The organism is Alloscardovia omnicolens DSM 21503 (assembly GCF_000420505.1).
In the GTDB taxonomy this organism is placed as follows: Bacteria; Actinomycetota; Actinomycetes; order Actinomycetales; family Bifidobacteriaceae; genus Alloscardovia; species Alloscardovia omnicolens.
Map to the genome: position 1 here is coordinate 15,472 of NZ_ATVB01000007.1, position 25,212 is coordinate 40,683.

Sequence of the window (25,212 nt, forward strand, 5' to 3'; positions counted from 1 at the left end):
CGTGGCATTACACATGATTTCCACCACAGTCTCCGATATTGGTTTAGTACGCAAAGATAATCAAGATTCTACTTTTGCAGGCGCACGTCTGGTTGCTGTTTGCGACGGTATGGGCGGTCACGCTGGCGGAGACACTGCTTCCACAATTGCTATTCGTTCTTTAGCGCATATTGAGAATATTCCTCTTGTTACCAACCCGTCGAAGGCTGTGGACGATGTAGCAAGTATGCTCACCACCTCCATTATTGCTGCGCATGACGCTATTGTGGGCAAAGCACGCCGTGAAAAAGCCCTTTCTGGTATGGGCACTACTGTTACCGCTATTGCTCTGGTAGGAGAATATTGGGTTATTGCTCATATTGGCGATTCACGCGCTTACCTTGTGCGAGATAGCGAAATTGTGCGCGTTACTAAAGATCACTCTTATGTGCAGCATTTAATTGATGCTGGACGCATTACGATTGATGAAGCCAAATCCCATCCTCAGCGCAATGTTGTTATGCGCGTTTTAGGTGATTTCGATATTGATCCTCGTCCAGATATTTCCATCCGCCGCGCGCAACGGGGCGACCGCTGGCTGTTATGTTCTGACGGTTTAAGCGGCGTGGTCAGCGATGAATCTTTACGCGATATTCTTCTTACTCATCCTCACGCCCAAGAATGCGCGCAAACCTTAGTAGGTTTAGCGGAAAAAAGCGGTAGCACCGATAATATTTCTGTAGTTATTGCCGATTCCTATAGCGCCGATGACGAGAATATTCCTACAGCATTATCGAATTCTTCCGATGAAATGTGCTTAATTGCTGGCGCGGTAAGTACACAACCGCAGCCTATTGCAGATACTCTCAATATGCTCGTAGCCATTGCGCCTCGTTTCGTGCCAGACGATATTTTGCAATCTCCTGCTGTGCGAGCAGCTCAGCTCACCGCCAAAGCGCATGAATCCAAAGAGCAGAACTCCGAAGATGCCGATACCTTATTTGGCGTTGCCACAATTCATGAGCATGAACACAACGACTTAATTGCTGATGATTTCGATGCGCGCTATGAGATTGAGCGTATTGTACGCCCTAATACCATGCTGAATAACGAGAACGATGCCGATGGCATTATGGAAGCAACAGGCGAAATTCCAGTTGTTACGAAGCATGACGGCTCAGTGGTTGACGATCCTCATGATCCCGATGTAAGGGATGCTATGAAGGTGCAAAAAATCACGGATGCTCATAATCAGCATCGCTCTACCCGCATACGCCGTATTATCTGGTTTGTTATTACCGTTGCAGCCATTATTGCAGCAGGTATCGGTTGCTGGCTCACATATAACTGGAGTCAAAGCCGTTACTTTATTAAAGATTTCAACGGTCAAGTAGCCATTTATCAGGGCGTGAATACGGATGTTTTCGGATACTCCTTAAATCACGTTCTCGAAAAAACTAATGTAGACATGCGCGACCTTCCTCAAGGCTGGCAAGATCGCATTAGCAAGGGAATTGAGGCGCAGAACTACAAGGATGCGCGCAATACTATAACAAGCATTCAAAAGCAAGCGTCGAGCGCGAACGAAAACAGTACCGAAAAGAGTACCGAGAACAGTAAAGACACAGATAATAAGAGCAGCGAGCAGGCAGGCACAGATGAAAACTGATAAATCTGAGTTCTTCCATCGCTTAGTACTTCTTCTGCTCGTCACCGCTTTAAGCGTTATGGGCTTTATGCAGATGTTCGAAAAAGTTGCCGGACATATTCCATCGCGCTATGGCATCTCTTTAGCTATTGTCGCCGTGCTCTGCTTGGTGCTGTGGGTTGTGCTGCTTACGGTTAAACCGTACGCCAATCAGAACTTCTTCTTTGGCGTTGTTTTGCTAAGCCTTATTGGATGTATGGAAATCATCCGTATTGACTACGAAAACGTTACGTTAGACCGCGAAACTTCTGCCGGCGCGAACCAAGTTCTGTGGCTTATTTTGGCGCTCGGTTTAGCAAGCGTTCTGCTTTTTAGTATTAAAGACTATAGGGTCTTTAGAAAATTCAGTTATATTTCCATGATTATTGGCTTGTTCTTGCTATTTTCGCCGATGATTCCAGGTGTAGGAGCCTCTATTAATGGCGCTCGTATTTGGATTCGCGTAGCAGGACATAGCATTCAGCCAGCTGAATTTGCCAAGCTTTTTATGGCTATTTTCTTCGCCTCTTATTTGTTTGACCACCGCGACCAGCTTGCTGTGGGCGGTAAAAAGATTGGCGCTATGCATTTGCCTCGACTGCGCGATTTTGGTCCTATTATTGTGGTGTGGGCAGCTTGTATGGGCGTTCTTGTTCTGCAAAAAGATTTGGGAACGGGGCTGCTGTTCTTTGCTATGTTCGTGTGCATGCTGTATGTAGCAACAGGACGTATCAGTTGGATTATTATTGGTCTTATCTTCTTCCTCGCTGCCGCTTTTGCCGCAGTACATCTGTTTAGTCATGTGGAAAATCGTGTTGATGCATGGCTGAACCCCTTTAATCAGCGCGTCTATACAGCTCCTGGCGGCTCTCAACAGCTTGTTACTGGTATTTTTGGTTTAGCATCCGGCGGATTATTAGGCACTGGTTTAGGCGAGGGATATCCGGCATTGACTCCTTTAGCTAATTCTGATTTTATTTTCTCCTCTTTAGGCGAAGAACTTGGTTTAGTAGGTGTTTTTGCTATTTTTGTTATATATATTGCGATTATTGGCACAGGCATTATTACCGCTATAAAAGTTAAGGATGGCTTTGGCAAGCTTTTGGCTTCAGGCCTCGTCTTTACTATGGCTTTTCAAGTATTTACAGTAGTAGGTGGAATTACTTTAGTTATTCCACTGACTGGTTTAACACTGCCTTATATGGCAGCGGGTGGTTCCAGCCTTATTGCGAACTGGATTGTGGCAACTATGCTGCTCATTATTTCTCATCAAGGCAATAAACCTGAAGAAGAAATGGGATTCGATACCCTCTCGCTCGCCCTCGAAGCTGTAAACGAAAAGAAAACACGTGAACAGCAATCAGCGCCTCGCGCCCTAACTTCAGAAACAATCAGCGTTGTACAGAAAGGAGAAGAACAATGAACCGCACAGTGCGTCATATTTACTACGTTGTTATTTCTCTTTTCGTGGTTCTCGGTATCTCGTCAAGCATTCTTATGGTCGTACGATCAGAAGCGCTCAACGCTGATCCACGCAATACCCGCGCTCTATATCATGAATATGCTCAACCGCGCGGCTCTATCTTAGCTAGCGATGGCAGCGTTCTGAGCAGTTCGGCTAAGTCGCAAGATATTTTTAAGTATCAGCGTTCATACTCAAACGGTCCAGTTTATGCTCCTGTTACCGGTTATTTCTCTGTATCTGTACGTGCAGATCGCGGTTTAGAAGCTTCGCGTAATATCCAGCTTACGGGTGATTCAAGTTCGCTGTGGCTCTCTAAATTGCATAACTTGCTGACGGGCGCAAAAAACTCTGGCGCTATTATTACCACATCCATCAATCCTAAGCTACAAACTTTGGCATATAATCTGCTCGAACAAGGCGGTTATGATGGCGCAGTGGTTGCTATGGAGCCAACAACAGGACGTATTTTAGCAATGGCATCTACGCCAAGCTACGATCCGAATGCTCTAGCTAGCCACGACACATCTGCTGTATCCGATACCTATTCGTCGTTGACGCAGAGCGCTTTTAGTCCGCTGATTAATCGCGCTACCCGTCAGCTCTACTCTCCAGGATCAACTTTTAAGGTTGTGGTGGCTGCAGCAGCTTTGGAGTTAGGTGAATACAACCCAGATACCATGATTCCAGCTGGAGCTTCATACACACTTCCAGGAACAGAAACGAACTTGCCAAACGTAACGTATCAAGGTAATGGCGTGAACGGGCAAATTTCTTTGAATGATGCTCTCACCTACTCCTCTAATACTGCTTTTGCGCAGTTGGGAGTAAGTTTAGGTAAAGATAAAATCAACGCCATGGCTAAAAAGCTTGGCTATGGAAACACGATTAATATTGATGGTTCTGACAGCCTTGGCTTGCCTATGACGGCTGTAGCATCTCAATTCCCTACGAATTTGAGCCCTGACAAGCTGGCTTTAAGCTCTATTGGTCAGGCGGATGTAACAACAACTCCATTGCTTAACGCAATGATTGCTTCTACTGTGGCAAATAATGGCGTGATGGTGAAGCCTACTTTAGTTGATTCTGTGCGAGCCAGTGATTTATCGGTTATCTCAGAACGTAGCACCACTGTTTTGTCGAATGCTTTTAGCTCACAAACAGCCGCTAACCTGACTAGCATGATGCGCTCGGTAGTCGATAACGATACGCCAACTCTTAAAATGAATTCTGTACCTATTGCCGCGAAAACAGGAACCGCACAGCTAGGTAACGGAACTAATAATGGATGGATGATGGGCTTTGCTCCTGCTGATGGTAATCCAAAAATTGCTATTAGTGTTGTTTTGCACGGCATATCTGGCTATGGCATTCAAGAGGCGGGACCAATTATGCGTTCTCTTATCCAGGAGTACCTCGCATGAAACTAGTAGAAGGACAGTTAATTCATCGTCGCTACCGCTTAGACAAGCGGTTAGCTCAAGGCGGCATGGGCGAAGTATGGCGCGGTCAGGATATGGAAATTAACCGCGATGTGGCTATTAAAGCAATGCGCGCCGATTTAACCGTAGACGATTCCAAGCTTCGTCGTTTGCGCGCTGAGGCACGAAATTCCGCGAATTTGGCTCATCCTAATATTGCTGCGCTTTTTGAATATTACGAAGACAACGGCATTGGGTATTTGATTATGGAGTATGTGCCTAGCCCAAGTTTGTCGGAGATTTTTAAGAAGCGCGGAGCTATGCCTGCTACTGAGCTTTTGCCTATTTTGATTCAAACAGCTCGAGGATTATTCGTAGCTCATTCTCACGGTATTATTCACCGCGATGTGAAGCCTGCAAATATTATGGTTTCACGCACCGGAGAGGTAAAAATTACTGATTTTGGTGTCTCCTACTCCACTGATCAAGGTCAAATTACGCAAGATGGCATGGTTGTGGGAACTGCACAGTATATTTCTCCTGAGCAAGCTCAGGGACAGCAGGCTACCCCGCAATCTGACCTCTACTCTTTGGGAGTGGTTGCCTATGAAGGCTTGTGCGGACATCGCCCATTTACAGGTAAAACACCGGTTGATATTGCTGCCGCGCATGTGAATGAGCCTGTTCCTCCTTTGCCTGATTCTGTGGACTGGCAGCTGGGCGAATTTATTTTGAGTATGCTTGCGAAGAATCCTGCAGATCGTCCTGAGAATGCGTTAGTTATTTCGCGGACTTTAGCCAAAATTGAGCGTCGATTACTCGACCATGAGGCTTTGGAATCTTCGAAAGATTATGACCCGTATCCGTATGAAAGCTCGCACAAATGGCGCGAAACAACAGCTCCACAAGAGAAAGTACCGCCGCGCATCATACGTAGCGAAGAACATTATCCACGATTCATATATACAACAGACTTAATTCATACAGCAGACGCGAAGGAAGGCGAACGATGAGTATTTTTACACCATCGACTCTCTCCCATGGACGATACACCGTTGGCGATCTGATTGGACACGGTGGCATGGCAGAAGTGCGTAAGGGAATTGACACCCGATTGGGGCGTACTGTAGCCATCAAGATTATGCGCTCAGATTTGGCAAACGATCAGACCTTCCTTAAGCGTTTCCGCTTAGAAGCACGCTCGATTGCTCTTCTGAATAATCCGAATATCGTATCTATTTTCGATACTGATGAGGAAGAGATTACCGACCCTGATACTGGTCGTACCGTGCGTGTGCCGTATATTGTGATGGAATACGTGAAGGGACAAACCCTGCGCGATATTTTGAAAGTAAATGGCGCACTAAACCAGCGCGATGCCAGCCAGATTATGCTTGGTATGCTCAATGCTTTGGAATATTCGCACCGCATGGGCATTATTCACCGCGATATTAAGCCGGGCAATATTATGATTAGCGAGCAGGGCGCGGTTAAAGTGATGGACTTTGGCATTGCCCGTATGCTTGATGATTCCGCCACAACGCTGACTCAAAACCAAGGCGTTGTGGGAACTGCACAATATTTGAGCCCTGAACAGGCTCGCGGCGAAGTGGTAGATACCCGTTCTGACTTGTATTCCGCAGGCTGCGTGCTCTATGAAATGCTGACTGGTCGCCCACCATTTACGGGTGACTCCGCTGTGGCTATTGCTTACCAGCATGTGAGTGAAGTGGCTACGAAGCCAACCGAGGTTATTCCAGCGCTGGCTCCTATTTGGAATGATGTTTGTGCTAAAGCGATGGCGAAAGATCGCACACAACGTTACGGCACTGCAGCGCAGTTCCGTAAAGATATTGCCACTATTGCTGCTGGAGGAACGCCGGTTATTGAGGGTGTGAATACGGTTGCGCCGTTGGCTGCAGCTGGTGCTGGGGCAGCTGGAGTGGGCGCTGGTTCGGGCGCTGGTTCTGGAATGGGCGGCGCGAGCGATGTAAGCGCTACCCAGGCCTTGCCATCGACCCAAACAATCCCGATGAATGCTACATCTTCGTTTAATAGCGATGATATGGCTAATTTAGCGCACTCCACTGCTGCAGCCACCCCGCCTCAGAGCCGTGCACAGCAGAGGCAAGCAGCCCTTGCAGCTAAGCAGAAGAAGCGTAAGAAGCTTATTGCTATCTGGTCTACAATTACTGTTATTGCGCTTATTCTTGCCGGTTTGGGCGGATGGTGGTACGTTTGGTACAATGCACAGAGCATTGTACCAACCATTACGTCTTCTATGACTCAGGCACAGGCTCAAGAAGCGGTGGAGAAAGCTGGGTTCGTTTTCCAAGCTGAAACCGACAACGACTCCACAGCTGATGCGGGAACATTTACGAAACAGTCGCCAGAAGGTGGACAGTCCGCAGCTAGGGGAAGCACTGTTAAGGTGTGGTTCTCGGCAGGGCCGCAGTCTGTGGCTGTTCCAGACGTCACCTCCATGACCCAAGATGAAGCTCGTTCCACTCTGGAAAAGGCAGGGTTCAAGGTAGGCTCGACCTCTGGCGAAGATTCCGACAGCATTGAAAAAGACCATATAACGCGCACAGACCCTGCTGCGGGCACCAACGCTACTAAAGGCACCACAGTGAAGCTATTTGTTTCATCTGGTAATGCTGTGGTTCCAACGGGTTTGACCGGACAGACTCAGGATGCGGCTACGAAGATTTTGTCGGATCACCATTTCTCTGCTGTGGTGAAGGAAGGCGACTATAACGATACGGTTCCAGCCGGCTCGGTTTCCAGCGTAGACCCCGGTGAAGGAACTTCGGTTGCACAGGGATCTTCTGTAACCCTGATTATCTCTAAGGGGCCGAAGCCAGAAGAGAAGGTGAACATTAATCAGACTGACTATGTGGGGCAAACATTCAAGAATGCTAAGTGGGCGCTTGGTGTGGTTGGTCTGACCGGGAATGCGCAGACGGGGGAGAGTCCCGCAGATGATGCGAAGGTTACGCATATCTACTACAACGGTACGGAGATTACTCAAGCAACTGAAGTACCGAAGGGCGCTACTATAACTCTGAGCGCTAAATAAGTAGCATCAAGGAGAAGCTCCTCTTATTCTCAACATTATGAGTAAGAGGAGCTTCTCATATCTCGACCAGTGCACGGGATGTTATACCAAAGCAAGATTGAGGAAGGTCTTGTCGAGTTTTGTGTGCTGTATCTTTCACCGCTATCGATAGCGCTACTCGTTAAAGCTGTTCGGCCCATCAAATCGCAGCTGGTAAAAGCTTTACCTTTCACTGCTAAGCACAGCTATGAAAGATACGGTAGAAAACGCAGAGCGTGGAGGTGCAAGCATCCGCTCACAACCTCCACGCTCTGGCTAGAAATCAGCTTTTAACCTACCGCCACATAATTTGATGACACCTGCAAATACGGCACGTGCACAGATAACCATGGATATCCCCACTGGAACAGCGCAGCAGTAAGAGCCACCACAATCAAAAGTGCCAACACAATACGCACAGGAAGAATGCCCGGCTGAGCACGCATAAACCATCCAAAGAGGCTGAATACCTGGCGCGATTCCTCACGCTCACGATAGCTACGAATAGCAGGCCAGCGCCACGCCACAGCAGCAGCGATGGCAATAACTAAGTAAATAACAAGAATCCACAAGAAAACAGAACTTAGATCAGGAATGCGCGATGCTAAAGATCGCACGGAATCTGTAGTAAAGCTGACCTTACCAGACGCATCTTTCTGCGCCAAAACGCTCGGCACACCGTCAGATACCTTCGACCAGCTCACCAACTTGCCATATACAATCAAGCGATGTGTTGCGGTCGTATATTTTGGCTCACACGTGGTCAAAGTAATATAACGCTCAGTAGGTTCGGCATTAAAATGACCAGGAACTGCAGATAACACTTCTACGCTATCCGGAAGAACTATTTCTGTTTTATCGTATTTGTACACGTACCAGTAGTTTTCAGTACGCATCACAATAAAATCGCCGTTAGTCAGTTTATCCGCGTTACCCAAAGGCTCACCGTATCCAGCGCGGTGACCTGCCACAGCAAAATTACCTAACTGTCCAGGTTTTTGCGTTTCGGAGTAATGTCCCAAACCGTGACGTACCAGTTGAGCATTATCTGTGCCCTCTACTACCGTTCTGCTCCAATCCTGTCCAAAACGTGGCACATAGAGCTTTCCCAGCGTATCGCCATACTTCCAGTTGGTCTGCTCTACAGGCGCGGTATCCGGGGAATTATCAGGAGCAATGCTGACGCTACCGTTTTTGGACGCAGGAGCAGTCCACGAAGATGTCGTGGAATCATGAAGCTGAACTTTCTCCGCTTCAACTCCTGTCCACCATAATTGCCAAGCGATGTACAGCGCGCACACAGCAGCAAAAATAAGCAAAACTTCTCCCACAACACCGAAAATAGTATTCAGCGTGCTCGGCTTACTAGCGTTTTTCTGATTTCGTATATGACTACCGTTAGTTTTCGCCATAATAGGGGTACTCCTTAGGCGTTATTTTTCGTCACGAACAGCAACAGCATACTTCATAGGCTGCGTAGATGTGGTTACTTCAGGAAAATGCAGATTTTGCTTTTCTTCCAGTTGCCACCCCAAGCCGTCTACTTCCACATACTGCTTGTAAATTTTTATTGTCTCCGAATCATTTATTGTAGTGTGCAGTCGGTCTATGTTGCCAATAGCTGAAATTTTGTACGGCGGCGCAAAGTGCTTGCCATTAAGAAGCAAAACATTACCCACACATTTTATAGCTGAGGTCGGTAATAGTCTTTGGTCTTGCACAGTAATAGCTTCAGCACTGCCAGCCCACATTGCATTAACAACAGCTTCAATATCTTGCTGATGAACGACGTAATCATTCGGATTAGCATTTTTATCTTTCGAAGCAGTATCCCATTTAGGAGAATCATCAAGAGTAACTGTTACGCCTTTTCCTGATAAAGCTGGCAATTTATTGACTGCTGCATCAGGATCATTCGTCGTGTTCTCGGTGTCTGTATCGCCTACAACATTTTTGAGCGTTTCAAGTTGAGCAGTTTTTGTATCGATATCTTTTTGCAGTTTTGCAATTTTTTCCTGACGACTGGCAATAACCTCGTCTGTGTTTGAGCGATAAGTATTATCTGCGTTCTGCACGTTTGTGAGGATGATCCACCCGACAAGCGCAAAAGAAACGAAAGTAGCTATAGATCCGATAAGACCTGAACGTCGAGAATGACGACCGCGATGTTGAAAAACTTGATGACGAGGAGTTCTCATGATTAGCAGAACCTCCCATCATAAAGACTCGTTGGCGAATTCCCACGCTTTTACTACTATATCTATTAGCGTAAACTAAAGGAGAAGCTTTCATGGCTGAAAACGAAGAAACCGTAGACACTGTTGAGGAGCTGAACACCTCTGCACCTGAAGCAGCGGACAGCGAAGTTAACGATATTGATGTTGACGATGTTGCTGAGGAAGCAACAGAAGAAGTAGAAGAAGAATTATCTTCTGAGGAGCTTGCCGGTATTCGTGCTGCTGAAGCTCTCAAGAAGACCTTAGATCATCCTGAAACTTTGAGCCCTCGCGTGCAGGCTGCTGTAAAGCGCACCGAAGAGGAAACCCGTCGCGTGGAGAAGGCTGTGGAAGGAACGAAGTCGAATCCATCATGGTTCGTACCTCTGTTTAGCTTCTTCCTTGTTTTGGGACTTATCTGGGTGATTGTTTACTACATCACTCCAAATAATGGTTACCCAATCCCAGGCATTGGTTACTGGAACTTAGCTATTGGCTTTGCCATTATGATGGTTGGTTTTGTGCTCATGATGTCTTGGCACTAAAAAGTACTACGAATAAGCGCTGAACTCTTTGTCAGTTCAGCGCTTTTCTTTTTAGAAGAACAAAGCAAAAACCAAACGTGCAGACCATGCGATAAGCAGAAGAACAGTCATAAAAGTACCGTAAATCGCCATACGCTTGTTAATACTTGCTGAACGCCATATTGGTAAGCCGCGCATCATCAAAGTAGAGAGCGCTGCACCAGTTATAAATCCTCCAAGATGTGCCTGCCATGCTACATTGCCGAAGAAAATAGGCACGAAAAGCATAATAAACAAAAACAGTAACATGCCTTGAGAACGCGAACCTATGCGGTTGTATACGGTCATCATAGCACCAAACAGACCATAAATAGCGCCGGACGCACCCATCACAGCAGATATTGCAGCGCCATGCCATAGCACGTATGCCACGCTACCGCCTAAAGCACTAATCAAGTACATACTCAAGAAAGCCCTGTGCCCCAGTAACTTTTCTAACTCCTTGCCCACAAAATACAAGATGAGCATATTCATCAAAATATGCGTAAATCCTGTATGCATAAAAACTGAAGTGAGCAAAGTCCAAGGATAGAAAAGTGAATAACCAGAAATAAGTGCGGTATAACTCGTAAAAGTAGCACTTGCCACAGGGAAGAGTTTCAAAACCTCTTGCACTACAAAAACGAGTAGATTGAGCGCAACAATAGCTTGCGTAATATTTGGCCCGTTCAAACGCCAATTATTTGACCATACGCGGGTAAAACGCTGCCACCGTTGCGAAAAATTTTGCTGAGGTCTATGAGGGTTACGCGGATCCCACGGACCTGCAGGGCCCGATGCTCCAGGAGTAAAAGGATTTGCCATGTGACTATGGTAACTGGTGCACTTCGCCCTGAGCCGTAAAACACCGTCTTAAAAAAACACAAAAGCACACCACTTTCACAATTAGGGAGTAGAATGTAGAACATAAGTCACCGCTGATGGTGAGTCCTCGGACGGAAGGAGCACTCTATGGAGAACAATCAATCTGGTAATGGCTGGAAGTTCTTCGCGCTGCTTTTTGGCGCTTTGCTCGCAGGCGTCGTAGGTTTGTACATTTACAGGCAGCAGAATCCAGAGTATGACCCATGGGAAGAACCATGGGAGAACTCTTCTTCTCCTGTCGATTTAGGCAACGGCGCAGCTAAAGAAGTTGCTGCAGAATTTGATGAAGTTGCAGACGAAGATACAGACGAAGAGTAGCCAAGAAATCTAGTTGTTACTTTTTTCGGTAATGCGGAGGAGCCCCTCGCTTTTAATTCTTGAGAGCTTGAGATTTATTCGTGGAGGTGACTGAACCATTACCCCAGTCTCGTGAAGAGGGCATTCTGTTACCCAGATTGACGGGATAGTCTGTAAAGACATAAAGGTCGTGAGGTCACAAGGAGGCGTGCGAGCGCCTCCTTTTTGTATTGAGAAGATGTGCCACGACTTTATGCAGTTTAAAGATTTTAAAAATCTTATCTGAACGTCACATACAGCTGCACAATCACACAGCTAATTTTTAACACTAACCTGATAGCTTACACATAAAATGTTAGTTTTCCTGTATTTTTATCAATAATTATGCTATAATTTTTGCGACGTTTATATAAAACGTTACACCATTAACAACGATGTTAAGGAGTTACAAATGAAGAGATCAACAAAAAAGGCATTAAGCTCCGCCTTAATTTGTATGCTTATCTCTCTTATTCCTATATCCTCTGCTTCAGCGGCTGAAGCGTGGCCAAATGAAGGAGGACATTGGATTTATGGAGCGATTTTCCCACAAGCATATTCGAATTACTATCATGCTAATAGGTGTCACGGATCAACTGTAGCAGCTAGCAACAAGCGTCTGAGAACAGTCGATATTGCACCAGGAAAATGGGCTGAAGCCCACATTTGGTGGTATGAGGGAACTGCGCAGTATTACTACCGAGTCTGCTAGTTTCAGAACTTCCTCCATAATTCATTAAGCTTCGTTACATTGTCATATTAAAGAGATTATTATGTTAAAGCATTTTTTCAGATTTGCTGCAGTAATCATGGTTTTACTTATCGCTTTTCTCGGCACAGAAACCATATCCACAGATGAAAATACCTACCCACTCAATACACAGTATTCTGTAACAACTGTGCTTTCATCTACCACAGTAACAAAAGAAGAGATTGCACAACATATCTCTGAAATGTCAACGAAGCTTAATGAACCTATACTTCTTGTGAAAACCGATCCACAGAACCTAGCCCATGGTCTTAATGTCTATTATTTTGGTATTGCGCCTCAGAAATATAAAAATGAGCAAAATATCACATGGTTTACTTTTAATCGCACAGGAAAAATATATTCCTATAACGCTCAGAAGCATAAAACCTTGAATATTTCAGGAATTTATGCATTTAATACCAAACAGGCATGTGAGAATTTCTCACGGTATGCCAAAACGATTGATTCTACGATGCCCAGCTGCAAAGTTAAACCAGCATCTCGTTTAATTATTTTACCCGAGCAGAGCACCAGCGGCACATTAACTCTCTACTCTCTTCTTACGCTTATTATCATGTTGGTTTGGGGTTGGGTCGCTACCCGTAGGCAGTCGCATATTATTCGCTTTACCAATGGTGTAAGCACTGCAAATATTGCGTGGCATGATACTATTGACTTTATAAAAGTCTATGCTATCCCCGCATTCATAGCACTAACTATTGTGAGCATATATTATGCAATATGGCATAATACGCCATTTACTCTTAGCTTCATGCTCTCCTGTTCTATTTCCGTGTTAGCGGTAATAGTTCTTTTAGGGTTGCTTTGTTTCATATTTACAGTAGCCCTCTGCCCTACGATATCTCAAATTGCCCACAGAACAACCGCATATAAACAGACCCAGCTAGGCACCTCACTCATTAAGATCGTGGCACTATTCTTAGTCTTTTTGGCTGTGCCGCAATCCATAATTGCTGTTTCTTCGGCATATACTCAAATGGAAAGTGCAGCTCGATGGAGAAATTATAAAAATGCGGTTGCGGTTCAAGTTGGAGGCATTGAAGAAGATTACGAAAAAACAGTTCCTGCATTCACACGATTTCTCACATCAGCTGATTCTTCTGGGGATCTCAATCTTTCTTACAATGTCTCTTCAGCCCTTATGAGTAGCCAAAATCGCGGAAATATAGAGAATGCTATGTTGCGCGAATCACACAATCAGTTTGATAACATCATCGTAACCAGCCAATCTTTCCTCAATACTATGAAAATAGACAAATCTCATCTTGAGCAAATAACGGAACAAGATGTGGTGTCCCCCTCGCTCAAAAATAGCCTTAAAGGCTATGATTCCATCTGGATGAACAAAGCTAGTCATGATTCTCTTTTCAACCATATGTATGTCTGTAAAGGTTCACAAAAATTCCCAGCATTAGATTCCTCTCAGGGAACAACAGGACGCATTACCTCTAGCACAAAGCCACTCATACTAGTCTTTGATAAGCCTACTGACTACCTATCGGTATCATCTTTCCTGATTCCTGCACTTACTTCTGCCAATATTTTCTTCACGAATGAAAGCGTGGTCAATAAGCTCATTAATGATGCTCACCTGCAAAACCAGATTAGCTCGGTAGTCACTATAGCAGATAGCGCATTATATGAAGCACAAATGTTTGAACAGATGTTTGCTATGAGCCTTTGCACTCTCTTTGCTGGTATCATCGTAATTATTATTGCAGCTGCGCAATCCGCACGCATATGGAGTGCTCATAGGCGCAAAACTATCTTCCTGCTCATGAGTTCAGGTCATTCACGTCTAGAGATTATTTCTCATTCTGTGTGGGTATCAACTGTGCTCATCCTTGCAGTAGAAGGAGTAACCTATGCCATGCAGCAAGCATTCTGGCTCAGTATTCCATATTCCTACTTCATTCTTGCTGCAACTATTACTGCCTGCATTGCTCTCGAATCAATATTCTATCTGCGCGCATGCGCTAAAACCTTCACCAATATGTCGTTAAGGAAGTGGTAAACATGAGCATCATCGCCTCACATATTTCATACAGTATCGGACACAATACTATTCTTTCAGACATATCTCTCAATGCTCAAAGCGGCGATTTTATTGCACTCACGGGGCCGTCTGGATGTGGCAAAACAACACTGCTTAGTATTTTAGGTCTACTCATACGTCCTGAAAAAGGAGAGGTGAAAATTAACCATCGCGGCTCATGGTCTGCAGAAAATCGCAGAAGCTTTTGGAGAGACCGCGCAGCTTTTATTTACCAAGATTATGGCGTTATCGACGATGAAAGCATTGCTTATAACATTACTTTAAGTCATTCAAAGAAAGTACTCAATCCATCTACACCTACAGGTGCCAAACTGCATAAAATTCTTGGCTCTGTTGGTCTCGATAAGATGGCAACTCTGAAGGCCGCTGTACTCTCTGGCGGTGAAAAACAGCGGGTAGGAATTGCTCGCGCGCTGTGGAAAGATGCAAAGTATATTTTTGCGGACGAGCCAACAGCTTCCCTGGATTTAGCAAATAAAGAGCTGCTACTAGGACTTTTGCAAGAAGCAACTCGCAATGGTTCCTGTGTAATTGTTGCAACGCATGATGATTTTCTGATTCAGCACTGCACAAAACACCTCGACTTGAGCCAGAACACACATCTCGCGTAGCCTTAAAGTATGCCAGTTATTAAAGCCGATGACATTCTTGAAGGTGAACGCGCCCTCACAACATGGGCGCAGCAAGCTCGTGACGAAGCATCACAGAACACAGCATTAGAGCATCGCTTAGAGATTGCACCACGTTTAGACCGTCGTAGTATGGCTATGGCTGTGCGATACTCCCTCTATATGTTGGAATTGCGTGCTCCTGGGTCAGGCGTAGAAGTTCGCGTAGCACCTTTTGCCGCTGTCAAGATATTGGAAGGGCCTCAATCAGATCCTCATAATCTCACACCACCCGATGTGATTGAGCTTGATCCTGCTGTATGGTTACGTCTTGTGTGCGGCATTACCAGCTGGAGCGAGGAGAAAAATGCTGGACGTATTAGTGCAGTAGGCGAACGCGATGATTTAAGCGGTCTTCTCCCACTGCCTGTTGAGTAAAAGGCGCAGTGCTTGTTTGCTGTGGAGCGATCTGCGCTGTTTTAGCCTTTACGTATGGGCTTATGGGTGAAAGATACAACGTCCCGCAGCTCACAAGAGATAGTCGTCTGGCACTCACTCTCAACCCGCACATAAAAAGAGGAACTGCCCAGCGAGCAGTCCCTCCCTTGTTTGCGCTAAAAAGCTTTAGTACACCATTCCCATAGCCTCGCGCACTTCATCAAGTGTTTGGTTGGCAATCTCATTGGCTCGCTTATTGCCATCATGCAAAATATCGCGCACGATATCCATGTCTTTAGCCAGCTCAGCGCGACGTTCACGGTGCTCAGCCAGGAAAGTATTCACGGAATCAATCACGAAAGCCTTCAAAGCTCCGCCGCCGCCATTTCCAATCTCTTCAGCAATCTCTCGTGGATCGCGACCGGAAGTCAAGCCTGCAGTAGTCAGCAACGCAGAAACTTGTGGACGATTTACAGGATCAAAAGTAATCATGCGCTCAGAGTCAGTTGGGCTCTTCTTAATCAGTTTTGCAGTTTCTTCTGCAGTAGCACCCAACATAATGGAATTGCCGTACGATTTACTCATCTTACGACCATCCAAGCCTGGGATTTCTGGAGCATCAGACAAAATAGCTGCTGGCTCTGGGAACACAGGATTTTTCTTAGCATAACGCTCGTTAAAACGGCGAGCGATGGTGCGCGTAATTTCCACATGAGGTAAATTATCTTTACCGATTGGCACCACATTAGCTTTGCAGAAAAGAATATCGCATGCCTGATGAACTGGATACGTCAGCAACAAGCCAGTAAGCGCATGCCCGGATGCTTCCATCTCGGACTTTACCGTTGGATTACGATGCAGCTCAGCTTCAGTAACCAAAGAGAGAAATGGAAGCATCAACTGGTTTTCTGCTGCCACCGAAGAATGCGTAAAAATCATGGTCTTCGTTGGATCAATACCGGCAGCCATATAATCCAAAACTAAGTTGAGCACATTATCCTGAATGTTTTCGGTGGTATCGCGGTCGGTAATCACCTGATAATCAGCAATAATAATATTGGTATTAACGCCTTTGTTTTGCATAGCCACGCGCTCTTTAATAGAGCCGAAGTAGTGACCTAAATGTAAACGACCTGTTGGGCGGTCACCTGTAAGCATAGTAAAAGCGCTTGGATTAGCTTCAAGCTTTGCTGCAGTTTTATTGGAACGCTCTTGTGCAGCTAAGAAGCTTGCGCTCATTTCATTTCCAGCAGCAGTCAAATGCTGATCATCGGTCATTATGCCCTACTTTCTTTAGCTTCTAGCCATATTTTAATGCTTTTAGTCTAAAAGTTTTATCCGACATTAAGGGGATAAACTGCTCGCTTTTTGCTTGTTTTTATTTGGTATTATTGTCTTATGCTAGTCCGCGAGTGGGGTCTCGTGAGGGCTTAAAACTTCAAACCGTGTGGAAAATGTGTTACGAAAATACCATGCTAGCTGAGTTCGGTTGCACGTTCACTGGCATGATTCTCCATGACCCTAAGTATGAACAGATAGAGTGCGATGCGTGATAGCTGTGCTACGGGAGACATCATGATAGAAGCGGTCAAGGTTATGCTCGATCCTACTGCTAAGCAGGCGCGTATGCTTACCGAGCATACAGGTGTTGCACGCTTCGCGTATAATCAAGCGCTGAGCCATGTATTCGACCAGCTCAATAATGGGCAGAAACCTGAGTACTCGTGTTACGGATTGCGTAAATGGTGGAATCAGAACAAGAATACACTTGCAGTCGGTGCCGATGAGCGGGTATGGTGGTCGCGTAACAGTAAAGAAGCGTACAACACGGGACTAGAAAACCTTAGTCGTGCTCTACGTAATCATGCTGATAGTAAGCATGGTAAACGCAGGGGCAAGCGCATAGGTTTCCCTCGCTTTAAGAGTCGTTCTCGCTGTGTGTCCAGTATCCATTTCACTACTGGTTACCGTCTTGTGCCAGACGATTCGCATGCTATTCGTTTGCCTCGTATTGGGCGAGTGCATCGCATGGAAAATGTTATGCGTCGTATTGGTCACGCACATGTGTTGCGTATTATTGTTACGCGTAGCGCTGACCGTTGGTACGCGTCTATCGGCATAGAACATGAGACCTCCCCTATACATGCACGTTGTAAAAGGACGAGCATGGGTATTGACATGGGTGTGAAAAACCTTGTCACCTTTGTCGGACGGCACCGCGATACCTAATCCACATCCATTCAAACGAGTGGAAAAGCGTCTTGCTCGCGCACAACGTATGTTGAGTAGGCGAAAGAAAGGTTCACATCGTCGTGATAAAGCGCGTCTCTATGTGGCACGTTTACACCAGCGTATCTACCAGCTTCGGCAGGACGCACTGCACAAAATCACCACTGAGCCTACCCGTGCCTACGCGCATATCAGTATTGAAGACCTTAATGTGGCGGGAATGATCCGTAATCATCATCTAACCAAGAGTCTACGTGACGCTAGTTTTGGTGAGTTTCGCCGTCAAGTCGAATACAAGAGCATAAAAAACGAATGTACACTTCATGTCGTGGACAGGTTCTATCCAAGCAGCAAAAAGTGCTCGGACTGTAGGATGGTGAAAGCCAAACTCTCTCAGTGAGCGTACATACCATTGTGACTATTGTGGTATCAGCATGGATAGAGACTTAAACGCAGCTACCAATATTAATGTCGCGGGAAGTGCTCCCGAGACATTAAACGCACGTGGAGGGAGCGTAAGACCAGTCGGCAATATGTCGCTGGCAGACCCTGTGAAACGTGAACCAAGCCAGCATGATTATGCTGTAAGACTTGGAGCAGACAATCGCAAGACTGTCCTGTAGCAAGTGTTTCAACAAAACAACACATGTTACAACGGTAGTGGTACTCTATGAGAGATGAATTAGATATAGTTGCGCTTTAAGCGCTGATGAGCATGCGAAGGGGGTCAGATGGGCCGCGGACGCCAGAAGGCAAAACAGACAAAAATTGCCCGTAAGCTCAAATATCTGACAACTGATACAGATTACGACGAGCTCGCCAAGGAGCTGAGTCATCACGATGATGCTGCTGTAGAAGCTGAAACAGATGTAGATGTTGACGTTGATGTAGCAGATGACACTTCACAGGACGATTTGGACGATTACGCTGCATGGGCCGCTCAAGCGGCGAAACGTGCAGAGGGAAAGCCTGCAGCACAACCTGTTGCGCATAAACCTTTTCCTAAGATGCCAGTTCCTGGGATAAAGAAGAAGGATTAGTTTTATCTTTTATATAAGAGGCGCTGACCGTTTTTGGTCAACGCCTCTGCTTGTTACTGCTTGTTCTTGAGCAAATCTTCTTTTCTAAACTGTCTGATTGGCTTTTTAGGAGCTAACTTAGGTGCGCGCATAGGGGTTGCTGCAGCCATCGGTTCCTCGCATGGCAGCGAGAAGACATGGGTTGGATGATTAGCAGCTTCTACCTTGTTACCCTCGTCATCCCAGATATCGTCTGGAACTGTGATGACGTATGGCTGCACGCCCGGACGAACAAATTCCACGGTTTGACCAGGAATGATTTTATTTTTAGCTTTGAAAGTTACGCGACCGTCCTGCCAGCTGAGCACATCGCCCACCATCTGCCAGTCATTAATGTAGCCGCCCTTATGAGTTTCCTGACCAGCAGGGTTCTCAGGATAATAAAAAGCAGTGCAATATGGACGATGAACCACCTTAAATGGTTCATCTTTAAGCCACTGAGGAAGCTCAAGATGACTAAAATCGCCCGCTTCGCGCTTTTCTACATACATATTCGTAGCCATCTTGTAGGCGTTGGTGACTACTGCCGAGTACAGCGCGGACTTCGCGCGGCCTTCAATCTTAAGGCTCGTGGCGCCCGCATCAATCAAATCGTCGATGTGCTCGAGCATGTTCATATCTTGCGAATTAAATAGGTATGCGCCATGCTCGGTTTGCTCAATCGGATAGAACTCGCCTGGACGATGCTCTTCGACCACGCTCCACTTCCAACGGCATGACTGCGCGCAATCGCCGTGATTAGCATCACGACCGGTCATGTGCTGAGAAATAAGGCAACGACCAGAGAAAGCCATACACATAGAACCGTGCACAAAGCACTCAATATCGAGATCCGATGGCGTATTCTTGCGAATATCGCGCACAGCATCGAGGCTTAACTCGCGGGCCAAAACTACGCGCTTAGCACCCAATTCATACAGGGAATTCGCCGCCAAATAGTTAACCACACCCGCCTGCGTGGAAATGTGAATTTCCAACTGAGGCGCAATGCGGTGTGCCATCATCATCACGCCAATATCGGAAACAATAACAGCGTCTACGCCGATCTCAGCCAGCTCACCAATATACTTCTCGATACCCGTAATTTCTGGATTCGTTGGCAGTACGTTACAGGTAATAAAAATACGGGCGTTGCGAGCGTGCGCGTAACGCACAGCCTCTTCTAAGTCTTCGTGCGATAAGTTCTTGGGAGCAGTGCGCATACCGAACATTTTGCCGGCGCAATACACTGCATCGGCACCGTAATCAATAGCAAGCTTTACGGTTTGCAAATTGCCTGCAGGAGCTAAAACTTCAGGACGATGACGGCGCATCATCGGATGGCCCATGCTATACGGCGCTTCGTAATCAAAAAGCGTTTCGCTCACACGCACGGCGGGGTCGCCGAATGCGTCACTATTACTTATTTCAGTCATAGTCTTATTGTGCCTGAACCGCCACGACAAGGAGCACTCTGAAACAATCTAGCGGTCGTAGCGCCAGGTCTTATCGGTCAAAATGCGCGCAAAAGCTAAACCAATCGGCAAGCAGACAATCACGAGCATCGCCTTAAAGATCCAATCCATCGCGTTTACGGTTTGCAGGTTACCGAGCTCATACACAGCGCGGTACATATACAAACCTGGAACCATAATAACGATCGACGGCACAGTTAAGCTGATGCGCGGGAAGCCCAAACTGGCGGGTAGTAAGCCCTTACGCACAGAAATGCGCCACGCGGAAGCCAGCAAACCGGCAATCAGAGCGCCAGTAAAAGCGCCAATCTCCAAACTCGCATGACCATAATTAACCATCAGCAAGCGGGCGGTATCCGCGGTCGCTCCAATCGCGGCAGCTACCAAAGCCATGCGCCACGGTGAGTTAAACAGAACCGAGAAGCCCCACACGCCGCCAATCGCGGTAATAAAAATAAGCAGAACGTTAAGCCACACCGGAATATGCGGCGCTTCGAAACCGTTCGGACTCAGGCCCACCATCGTGGCCACGAACCACGCGGCGAGCGTGCCCATGCCCACAATGCAGAGGAAGTACGTGATGCGCTGCAAGCCGGACGGAAAATCGAGTTTGGCAAAATCCAAACCGCCGGTAATAAGCGGGAAGCCCGGAACGATAAACAAAATCGCACCAATATACGCGGTATCGTGACCGAGCGCGGTCGGATCGACGAAGCCGACCAGACGCAGCGTGCCAATCGTAACCAGCGCGGCCACCACCACACCCACAGCCACGCCCAAGAACTGATTGAGATGCTTGCCATTCATGCGACTGCGCACATACTGACCCACACCCGCGCCAATAAACGCGCCGAGCATGTCGTAAGCCGCGCCACCAAGCAGAAACACGAAGCACGAGCACGCCACAGCCGAGCCAAGCGCCTGCATGAGCGGACCATACAGTCGCGCTTTACGCTCAATCGCGTCGAGCTTCGCGTGCGCCTCGCGGACGGTTATGGGTTGAGTGCACTGTTGCGAGTTTTCCTCACGAGAAGAGCGCGCGTCGAAACCGTAATCGCCGCCGTTACTGCGCTGCAGCGAGGCCTCGGTATGATACACACCCTCGTGACCCAGGTTCACAGTCAACCAGTCGGCGAAATGCTCCATATGCCAAATACGCTCGGTATTAACGCCCACGCTCGGCAGGTCGACAACCTCCGTTACACGCTCCTTGCCGTCCGAGCACGACACCTCGATGCTCGTAAGGTTCACGTCGGCGCGCACGTACACGCCGAGCGCATAGCCGATACGGTTCATAATCTCTTTAACGCGGTAGCTACCCGTGCCTGCGCTCAGATCGAGATAGCCCGTACGCACGATGATGCTCGCTTTCGCCGCCAAGCACGCGTCCTGCACCGGCGTATCGAGGTTCGCTTTGATGTCGTCCATGTCTAGCGGGATTGAATGGCGATGATGCTTAGACAGCGGGGAAAACGTTGAGGCGTGGTGGGAGACGGTCGTTTTCTGCTGATTCGGCTCGTTGTGCTGATTCGGCTCGTTTTTAGAGCTGTGCTCGTTGTGCTTGGTGTCTTTCACCCTTCCTATTTTTCGCGCCCGTCTAGACCGCGCGGATTGGGATGGCTGGAGAGGGCTATTGGTTTTGGGTTTGCGATTGGTTTGGGGTTGTTCGCTCACCACGGCAAATCGATCAGGCGCGGCGAGTGTTCTCTCTGAGCGGGCAACTCGCTACGGCTACATCTGGTGGCGTGAATAGTGAGCTGAAATAAGAATCGTCTTCCACGGCTGTCAGATGCCCATTTTCAGCCAAAATCATGGCGTGAAAGATGATTGACTTTACGCCTCGTCACCCACGGCCAAAAACAGAGCCTTACACTGTCGTGGAAAACGAGTCGTACCAACAACTCACTTCCCACGCCATCTGCATATAAAACAGTTAGCCATGCACCAGATAATCCGCCCGCCCACCCCCACGCACAAGCCACCATATGAGACGCCGCCCATGAGACATAGCTCACTTCCTACACAGTTCGGCGTACACTAAAACACGTCAGGTTATCAATACCCGCGTGGCTTTGGGTTCGCAACGTCTGACTTCACATAACTGGGGAGGAGCCCCAGATAGTCAGAAGACCGAGCAACCACAGAGGTGTTGGATGGAGGTCCAATAAATTGACTGAAAAAAATCTGCCAGAACGTCTCCAAGATAATTTGGAATTATGCTTGGATATGTTGCGCAACGTACTCGGCGAATACGATGCCGAGTTGTTAGCTCAGTTCGATGAGCTGCGCGAAGACGTTATTGTGGCAAGCAATACAAGAAACAACGACACTGCCGAAGCTGCTAGCGTAGCTGCTGCGGGCTTGGAGAAGGCATCCGATTTGCTCGACAACTCCTCGCTTAAAGATGCAACTATGCTCTCACGCGCTTTCACCGTGTATTTCCACTTGGCAAATCTGTGCGAAGAGAACTATCGCGTTGCCGTCTTAAAGAACCGTGAATGGGAAGTGGATACACGTTCCGCCACCGATCCAGTTAACGAACTGACCGTGGCTTACAAGCGCCTCATCGACGAAGTCGGTGTTGCTGGTGCAAACGAATTGCTCGAAAAGCTCGAGTTCCATCCTGTTTTCACCGCTCACCCAACAGAAGCTCGCCGTAAGGCAGTCGAAGGCAAGATTCGCCGCATCGCTACCTTCCTCGACGAGCGCGACCGCACCGGCGGTTCCGAGCGCGCAGAAATCGACCGTCGTCTCCACTCCGAGATTGACTCCTTGTTCCGCACCTCCCCTATTGGCCTTAAGAAGCCAACTCCTGTGGAGGAAGCAGACACTGTTATTAATGTTTTCGATACGACTCTCTTTAGCGTTATCCCTAACGTGTACCGTCGCTTCGACGATTGGATTTTGGGTTCCAAGGCCGGAACTGTTCCACCTGTATGCCCAGCCTTCTTCCATCCAGGTAGCTGGGTTGGCTCCGATCGCGATGGTAATCCGAACGTTACCGCAAAGGTGTCGCGTCAGGTTGCTCGCAAGTACTACGACCACATGGTTACTAAGCTTGCCGAAGCCACCCGCAAAACCGCTACCCGTTTAACGGTAGAAAGCGCTACAACTCCTCCAAGCGATGAGATGAAGGCTTTGTGGAGCCGTCAGAAGGAAATGAGCGAGCGCTTAACCAGCCGCGCCGATATTATTTCCACGAGCGAACCTCACCGCGCAGCCATGCTCGTTATGGCCGACCGTTTGGAGGCTACCGTAGAGCGCGATGCCGATCTTATGTACACTAGTGCCGACGATTTCCTCGCCGATTTGCGTGTTATTCAGCGCTCTTTGGCCGAGGCTGGTGCGGTACGTATTGCATACGGCGATATTCAGGCTCTTATTTGGCGCGTAGAGACCTTCGGCTTCCACATGGTGGAGATGGAGTTCCGTCAGCACTCTCTCGTGCATTCGCGCGCTTTGGAAGATATTCGCGAGCACGGTTTGCATGGCGAGCGCGGTCCGCTTCAGCCGATGACCGTAGAGGTTCTCGATACTTTCCGCGCTATTGGTTGGATTCAGCGCCGTCACGGCCGCAAGGCTGCTGGTCGCTACCTTATTTCCTTCTCCAAGTCCGCTCAGCACGTGCGCGACGTGTACGAGCTGAACCGTTTGGCCTTCGCTAACCCTGCAGATGCTCCTGTTTTGGACGTTATTCCTCTGTTTGAGCAGTTAGAAGATTTGGATAATTCTGTCTCTGTTTTGGACGACATGATTAAGATTCCAGAAGTTCAGCAGCGCTTAAAGCAGACCGGCCGTCGCATGGAAGTTATGCTCGGTTATTCGGATTCCTCGAAGGATGCTGGCCCAACGTCTGCAACTTTGGCTTTGCACCGCGCTCAGGAAAAGATCGCGAAGTGGGCTAAGGAAAACGATATCGACGTTACCCTCTTCCACGGTCGCGGTGGCGCTGTTGGTCGTGGTGGCGGTCCTGCTAACCGCGCGGTTTTGGCTCAGCCAGTTGGCTCGGTAAACTGCCGCTTTAAGCTCACCGAGCAGGGCGAAGTTATTTTCGCTCGCTACGGCAACCGCACGCTGGCAACCCGTCACGTTGAGTCTGTTGCGGCTGCAACGCTGCTTCAGTCCGCTCCTTCTGTAGAGAAGACGAACACGGAGATGACCGAGAAGTTCGCTCCGATGGCTCAGGCTTTGGATGAGTCCTCGCACGAGCGCTTCCTCGATCTGCTGCAAAGCGATGATTTCGCTCCATGGTTCTCGATCGTTACGCCTTTGACTGAGGTTGGTTTGCTGCCAATCGGTTCTCGCCCTGCTAAGCGTGGTTTGGGTGCGAAGTCTTTGGACGATTTGCGTACGATTCCATGGGTCTTCTCCTGGTCTCAGGCTCGCATTAACCTCGCCGCATGGTACGGCTTGGGTACGGCGTGCGAGAAGTTTGGAGATTTGGCTACTTTGCGCGAAGCGTACAAGAGCTGGCCACTGTTTAACACCTTTATCGACAATATCGAGATGTCTCTTGCTAAGACAGATGAGCGTATTGCTCGCATGTACTTGAGCATGGGCGATCGCGAAGATTTGAGCGAGAAGGTTCTGCACGAGATGGAGCTGACCCACAAGTGGGTTCTGGCTATTAAGGATGAGGATTGGACTTTGCAGCATTCCCGCACTTTGGGCATGATGGTTAAGTTGCGTTCCCCTTATGTAGATGCTCTGTCGATTGCTCAGGTTCGCGCGCTCAAGACCTTGCGCCGTCGCGTAGATAAGGAAGAGCTGAGCGAATCTCAGATTGGCGATTATATTTATCTCATTTTGTGCACTGTGAGCGGTGTTTCTGCCGGCTTGCAGAACACAGGCTGATACTTATTGTTCTACTCCAACAAGAAGGCTGCGGGTTTCGCCCGCAGCCTTCTTGGCTTCTTCACCTAGTAAGCTG

General features: G+C 47.7%; 22 protein-coding genes. 16 read left to right on the forward strand and 6 right to left on the reverse strand.

Annotated features, from left to right (window positions below; genetic code table 11):
* Positions 1-13 precede the first annotated feature (13 nt).
* Genes G464_RS0103985 through pknB form a run of 5 tightly spaced genes read left to right on the forward strand, consistent with a single transcriptional unit; the run spans position 14 to position 7,628 of the window.
* The gene (locus tag G464_RS0103985; RefSeq protein ID WP_026472596.1) at positions 14-1,648 is read left to right on the forward strand and encodes a PP2C family protein-serine/threonine phosphatase; all 1,635 of its coding nucleotides are present in this window, start codon (positions 14-16) and stop codon (positions 1,646-1,648) included.
* Entirely contained in the window at positions 1,638-3,089 is a 1,452-nt protein-coding gene (locus G464_RS08840; RefSeq protein WP_022856826.1) for an FtsW/RodA/SpoVE family cell cycle protein, read from the forward strand. Before G464_RS0103985 ends, G464_RS08840 begins: the two co-directional genes overlap by 11 nt.
* A complete protein-coding gene (locus G464_RS0103995) occupies positions 3,086-4,552 on the forward strand; it encodes a peptidoglycan D,D-transpeptidase FtsI family protein (protein WP_022856827.1) in 1,467 nt (488 codons plus the stop codon). Before G464_RS08840 ends, G464_RS0103995 begins: the two co-directional genes overlap by 4 nt.
* On the forward strand, positions 4,549-5,562 hold the full coding sequence (locus G464_RS0104000; RefSeq protein ID WP_022856828.1) for a serine/threonine-protein kinase: 1,014 nt from the start codon (positions 4,549-4,551) through the stop codon (positions 5,560-5,562). The genes G464_RS0103995 and G464_RS0104000 overlap by 4 nt, the downstream gene beginning before the upstream one ends.
* A complete protein-coding gene (gene pknB, locus G464_RS08845) occupies positions 5,559-7,628 on the forward strand; it encodes a Stk1 family PASTA domain-containing Ser/Thr kinase (RefSeq protein ID WP_080651144.1) in 2,070 nt (689 codons plus the stop codon). Before G464_RS0104000 ends, pknB begins: the two co-directional genes overlap by 4 nt.
* A 308-nt stretch (positions 7,629-7,936) precedes the next feature.
* On the opposite strand, the gene G464_RS0104015 is transcribed toward pknB, so the two are convergent.
* On the reverse strand, positions 7,937-9,058 hold the full coding sequence (locus G464_RS0104015) for a class E sortase (RefSeq protein ID WP_021617288.1): 1,122 nt from the start codon (positions 9,056-9,058) through the stop codon (positions 7,937-7,939).
* A gap of 21 nt (positions 9,059-9,079) precedes the next feature.
* Positions 9,080-9,844 carry a DUF881 domain-containing protein gene (locus G464_RS0104020; protein WP_022856830.1) on the reverse strand — a complete coding sequence of 255 codons (765 nt, stop codon included), beginning with the start codon at positions 9,842-9,844 and terminating at the stop codon, positions 9,080-9,082.
* Positions 9,845-9,936: 92 nt separating this feature from the next.
* Between G464_RS0104020 and crgA the strand changes: the two genes are divergently transcribed.
* Complete coding sequence (gene crgA / locus G464_RS0104025; protein ID WP_022856831.1) at positions 9,937-10,407, forward strand: cell division protein CrgA; 471 nt, start codon at positions 9,937-9,939, stop codon at positions 10,405-10,407.
* A gap of 51 nt (positions 10,408-10,458) precedes the next feature.
* Here the strand turns inward: crgA and G464_RS0104030 are convergent, their stop codons facing one another.
* Positions 10,459-11,250 carry a rhomboid family intramembrane serine protease gene (locus tag G464_RS0104030; RefSeq protein WP_022856832.1) on the reverse strand — a complete coding sequence of 264 codons (792 nt, stop codon included), beginning with the start codon at positions 11,248-11,250 and terminating at the stop codon, positions 10,459-10,461.
* Between the two features lie 147 nt (positions 11,251-11,397).
* Here G464_RS0104030 and G464_RS0104035 point away from each other — a divergent pair, with 147 nt between their 5' ends.
* The 5 genes from G464_RS0104035 (at position 11,398) to G464_RS0104055 (ending at position 15,520) form a co-directional block, all read left to right on the forward strand.
* Complete coding sequence (locus G464_RS0104035; RefSeq protein WP_021617293.1) at positions 11,398-11,628, forward strand: hypothetical protein; 231 nt, start codon at positions 11,398-11,400, stop codon at positions 11,626-11,628.
* A 430-nt stretch (positions 11,629-12,058) separates the two neighbouring features.
* Positions 12,059-12,358: a lactococcin 972 family bacteriocin gene (locus G464_RS08850; protein ID WP_022856833.1), complete on the forward strand. Its 300-nt coding sequence runs from the start codon at positions 12,059-12,061 to the stop codon at positions 12,356-12,358.
* A gap of 61 nt (positions 12,359-12,419) precedes the next feature.
* Positions 12,420-14,432 carry a hypothetical protein gene (locus tag G464_RS0104045; protein WP_022856834.1) on the forward strand — a complete coding sequence of 671 codons (2,013 nt, stop codon included), beginning with the start codon at positions 12,420-12,422 and terminating at the stop codon, positions 14,430-14,432.
* A 2-nt stretch (positions 14,433-14,434) separates the two neighbouring features.
* Positions 14,435-15,085, forward strand: a complete 651-nt coding sequence (locus tag G464_RS0104050; RefSeq protein ID WP_021617296.1) for an ABC transporter ATP-binding protein — start codon at positions 14,435-14,437, stop codon at positions 15,083-15,085.
* Positions 15,086-15,094: 9 nt separating this feature from the next.
* A complete protein-coding gene (locus tag G464_RS0104055; RefSeq protein WP_022856835.1) occupies positions 15,095-15,520 on the forward strand; it encodes a sterol carrier family protein in 426 nt (141 codons plus the stop codon).
* 186 nt (positions 15,521-15,706) lie between these two features.
* Here G464_RS0104055 and trpS read toward each other — a convergent pair whose 3' ends face one another.
* Positions 15,707-16,798 carry a tryptophan--tRNA ligase gene (gene trpS, locus G464_RS0104060; RefSeq protein WP_021617298.1) on the reverse strand — a complete coding sequence of 364 codons (1,092 nt, stop codon included), beginning with the start codon at positions 16,796-16,798 and terminating at the stop codon, positions 15,707-15,709.
* A gap of 267 nt (positions 16,799-17,065) precedes the next feature.
* On the opposite strand from trpS, the gene G464_RS10305 reads away from it, so the two are divergent.
* From G464_RS10305 to G464_RS0104070, 4 genes are all read left to right on the forward strand, one after another.
* A complete protein-coding gene (locus tag G464_RS10305) occupies positions 17,066-17,749 on the forward strand; it encodes a helix-turn-helix domain-containing protein (protein ID WP_244264115.1) in 684 nt (227 codons plus the stop codon).
* Between the two features lie 19 nt (positions 17,750-17,768).
* On the forward strand, positions 17,769-18,149 hold the full coding sequence (locus tag G464_RS10385) for an RNA-guided endonuclease InsQ/TnpB family protein (protein ID WP_276324647.1): 381 nt from the start codon (positions 17,769-17,771) through the stop codon (positions 18,147-18,149).
* 28 nt (positions 18,150-18,177) lie between these two features.
* On the forward strand, positions 18,178-18,372 hold the full coding sequence (locus G464_RS10390; protein ID WP_420834442.1) for a hypothetical protein: 195 nt from the start codon (positions 18,178-18,180) through the stop codon (positions 18,370-18,372).
* Between the two features lie 108 nt (positions 18,373-18,480).
* Positions 18,481-18,789, forward strand: a complete 309-nt coding sequence (locus G464_RS0104070; protein WP_022856836.1) for a DUF3073 domain-containing protein — start codon at positions 18,481-18,483, stop codon at positions 18,787-18,789.
* Positions 18,790-18,842: 53 nt separating this feature from the next.
* On the opposite strand, the gene G464_RS08860 is transcribed toward G464_RS0104070, so the two are convergent.
* Together G464_RS08860 and G464_RS0104080 are read right to left on the reverse strand one after the other, a co-directional pair.
* Positions 18,843-20,144, reverse strand: a complete 1,302-nt coding sequence (locus tag G464_RS08860) for a peptidase U32 family protein (protein ID WP_080651152.1) — start codon at positions 20,142-20,144, stop codon at positions 18,843-18,845.
* Positions 20,145-20,291: 147 nt separating this feature from the next.
* On the reverse strand, positions 20,292-21,710 hold the full coding sequence (locus G464_RS0104080; protein ID WP_022856838.1) for a threonine/serine exporter family protein: 1,419 nt from the start codon (positions 21,708-21,710) through the stop codon (positions 20,292-20,294).
* A gap of 669 nt (positions 21,711-22,379) precedes the next feature.
* Here G464_RS0104080 and G464_RS0104085 point away from each other — a divergent pair.
* A complete protein-coding gene (locus G464_RS0104085; RefSeq protein ID WP_395452025.1) occupies positions 22,380-25,136 on the forward strand; it encodes a phosphoenolpyruvate carboxylase in 2,757 nt (918 codons plus the stop codon).
* Positions 25,137-25,212 lie beyond the last annotated feature (76 nt).

Coding starts and splice junctions, on each gene's coding strand:
- G464_RS0103985 (WP_026472596.1), top strand. CDS start 14: ATGATTTCCACCACAGTCTCCGATATTGGTTTAGTACGCAAAGATAAT.
- G464_RS08840 (WP_022856826.1), top strand. CDS start 1,638: ATGAAAACTGATAAATCTGAGTTCTTCCATCGCTTAGTACTTCTTCTG.
- G464_RS0103995 (WP_022856827.1), top strand. CDS start 3,086: ATGAACCGCACAGTGCGTCATATTTACTACGTTGTTATTTCTCTTTTC.
- G464_RS0104000 (WP_022856828.1), top strand. CDS start 4,549: ATGAAACTAGTAGAAGGACAGTTAATTCATCGTCGCTACCGCTTAGAC.
- pknB (WP_080651144.1), top strand. CDS start 5,559: ATGAGTATTTTTACACCATCGACTCTCTCCCATGGACGATACACCGTT.
- G464_RS0104015 (WP_021617288.1), bottom strand. CDS start 9,058: ATGGCGAAAACTAACGGTAGTCATATACGAAATCAGAAAAACGCTAGT.
- G464_RS0104020 (WP_022856830.1), bottom strand. CDS start 9,844: ATGAGAACTCCTCGTCATCAAGTTTTTCAACATCGCGGTCGTCATTCT.
- crgA (WP_022856831.1), top strand. CDS start 9,937: ATGGCTGAAAACGAAGAAACCGTAGACACTGTTGAGGAGCTGAACACC.
- G464_RS0104030 (WP_022856832.1), bottom strand. CDS start 11,250: ATGGCAAATCCTTTTACTCCTGGAGCATCGGGCCCTGCAGGTCCGTGG.
- G464_RS0104035 (WP_021617293.1), top strand. CDS start 11,398: ATGGAGAACAATCAATCTGGTAATGGCTGGAAGTTCTTCGCGCTGCTT.
- G464_RS08850 (WP_022856833.1), top strand. CDS start 12,059: ATGAAGAGATCAACAAAAAAGGCATTAAGCTCCGCCTTAATTTGTATG.
- G464_RS0104045 (WP_022856834.1), top strand. CDS start 12,420: ATGTTAAAGCATTTTTTCAGATTTGCTGCAGTAATCATGGTTTTACTT.
- G464_RS0104050 (WP_021617296.1), top strand. CDS start 14,435: ATGAGCATCATCGCCTCACATATTTCATACAGTATCGGACACAATACT.
- G464_RS0104055 (WP_022856835.1), top strand. CDS start 15,095: ATGCCAGTTATTAAAGCCGATGACATTCTTGAAGGTGAACGCGCCCTC.
- trpS (WP_021617298.1), bottom strand. CDS start 16,798: ATGACCGATGATCAGCATTTGACTGCTGCTGGAAATGAAATGAGCGCA.
- G464_RS10305 (WP_244264115.1), top strand. CDS start 17,066: ATGCGTGATAGCTGTGCTACGGGAGACATCATGATAGAAGCGGTCAAG.
- G464_RS0104070 (WP_022856836.1), top strand. CDS start 18,481: ATGGGCCGCGGACGCCAGAAGGCAAAACAGACAAAAATTGCCCGTAAG.
- G464_RS08860 (WP_080651152.1), bottom strand. CDS start 20,144: ATGATGCGCCGTCATCGTCCTGAAGTTTTAGCTCCTGCAGGCAATTTG.
- G464_RS0104080 (WP_022856838.1), bottom strand. CDS start 21,710: ATGGACGACATCAAAGCGAACCTCGATACGCCGGTGCAGGACGCGTGC.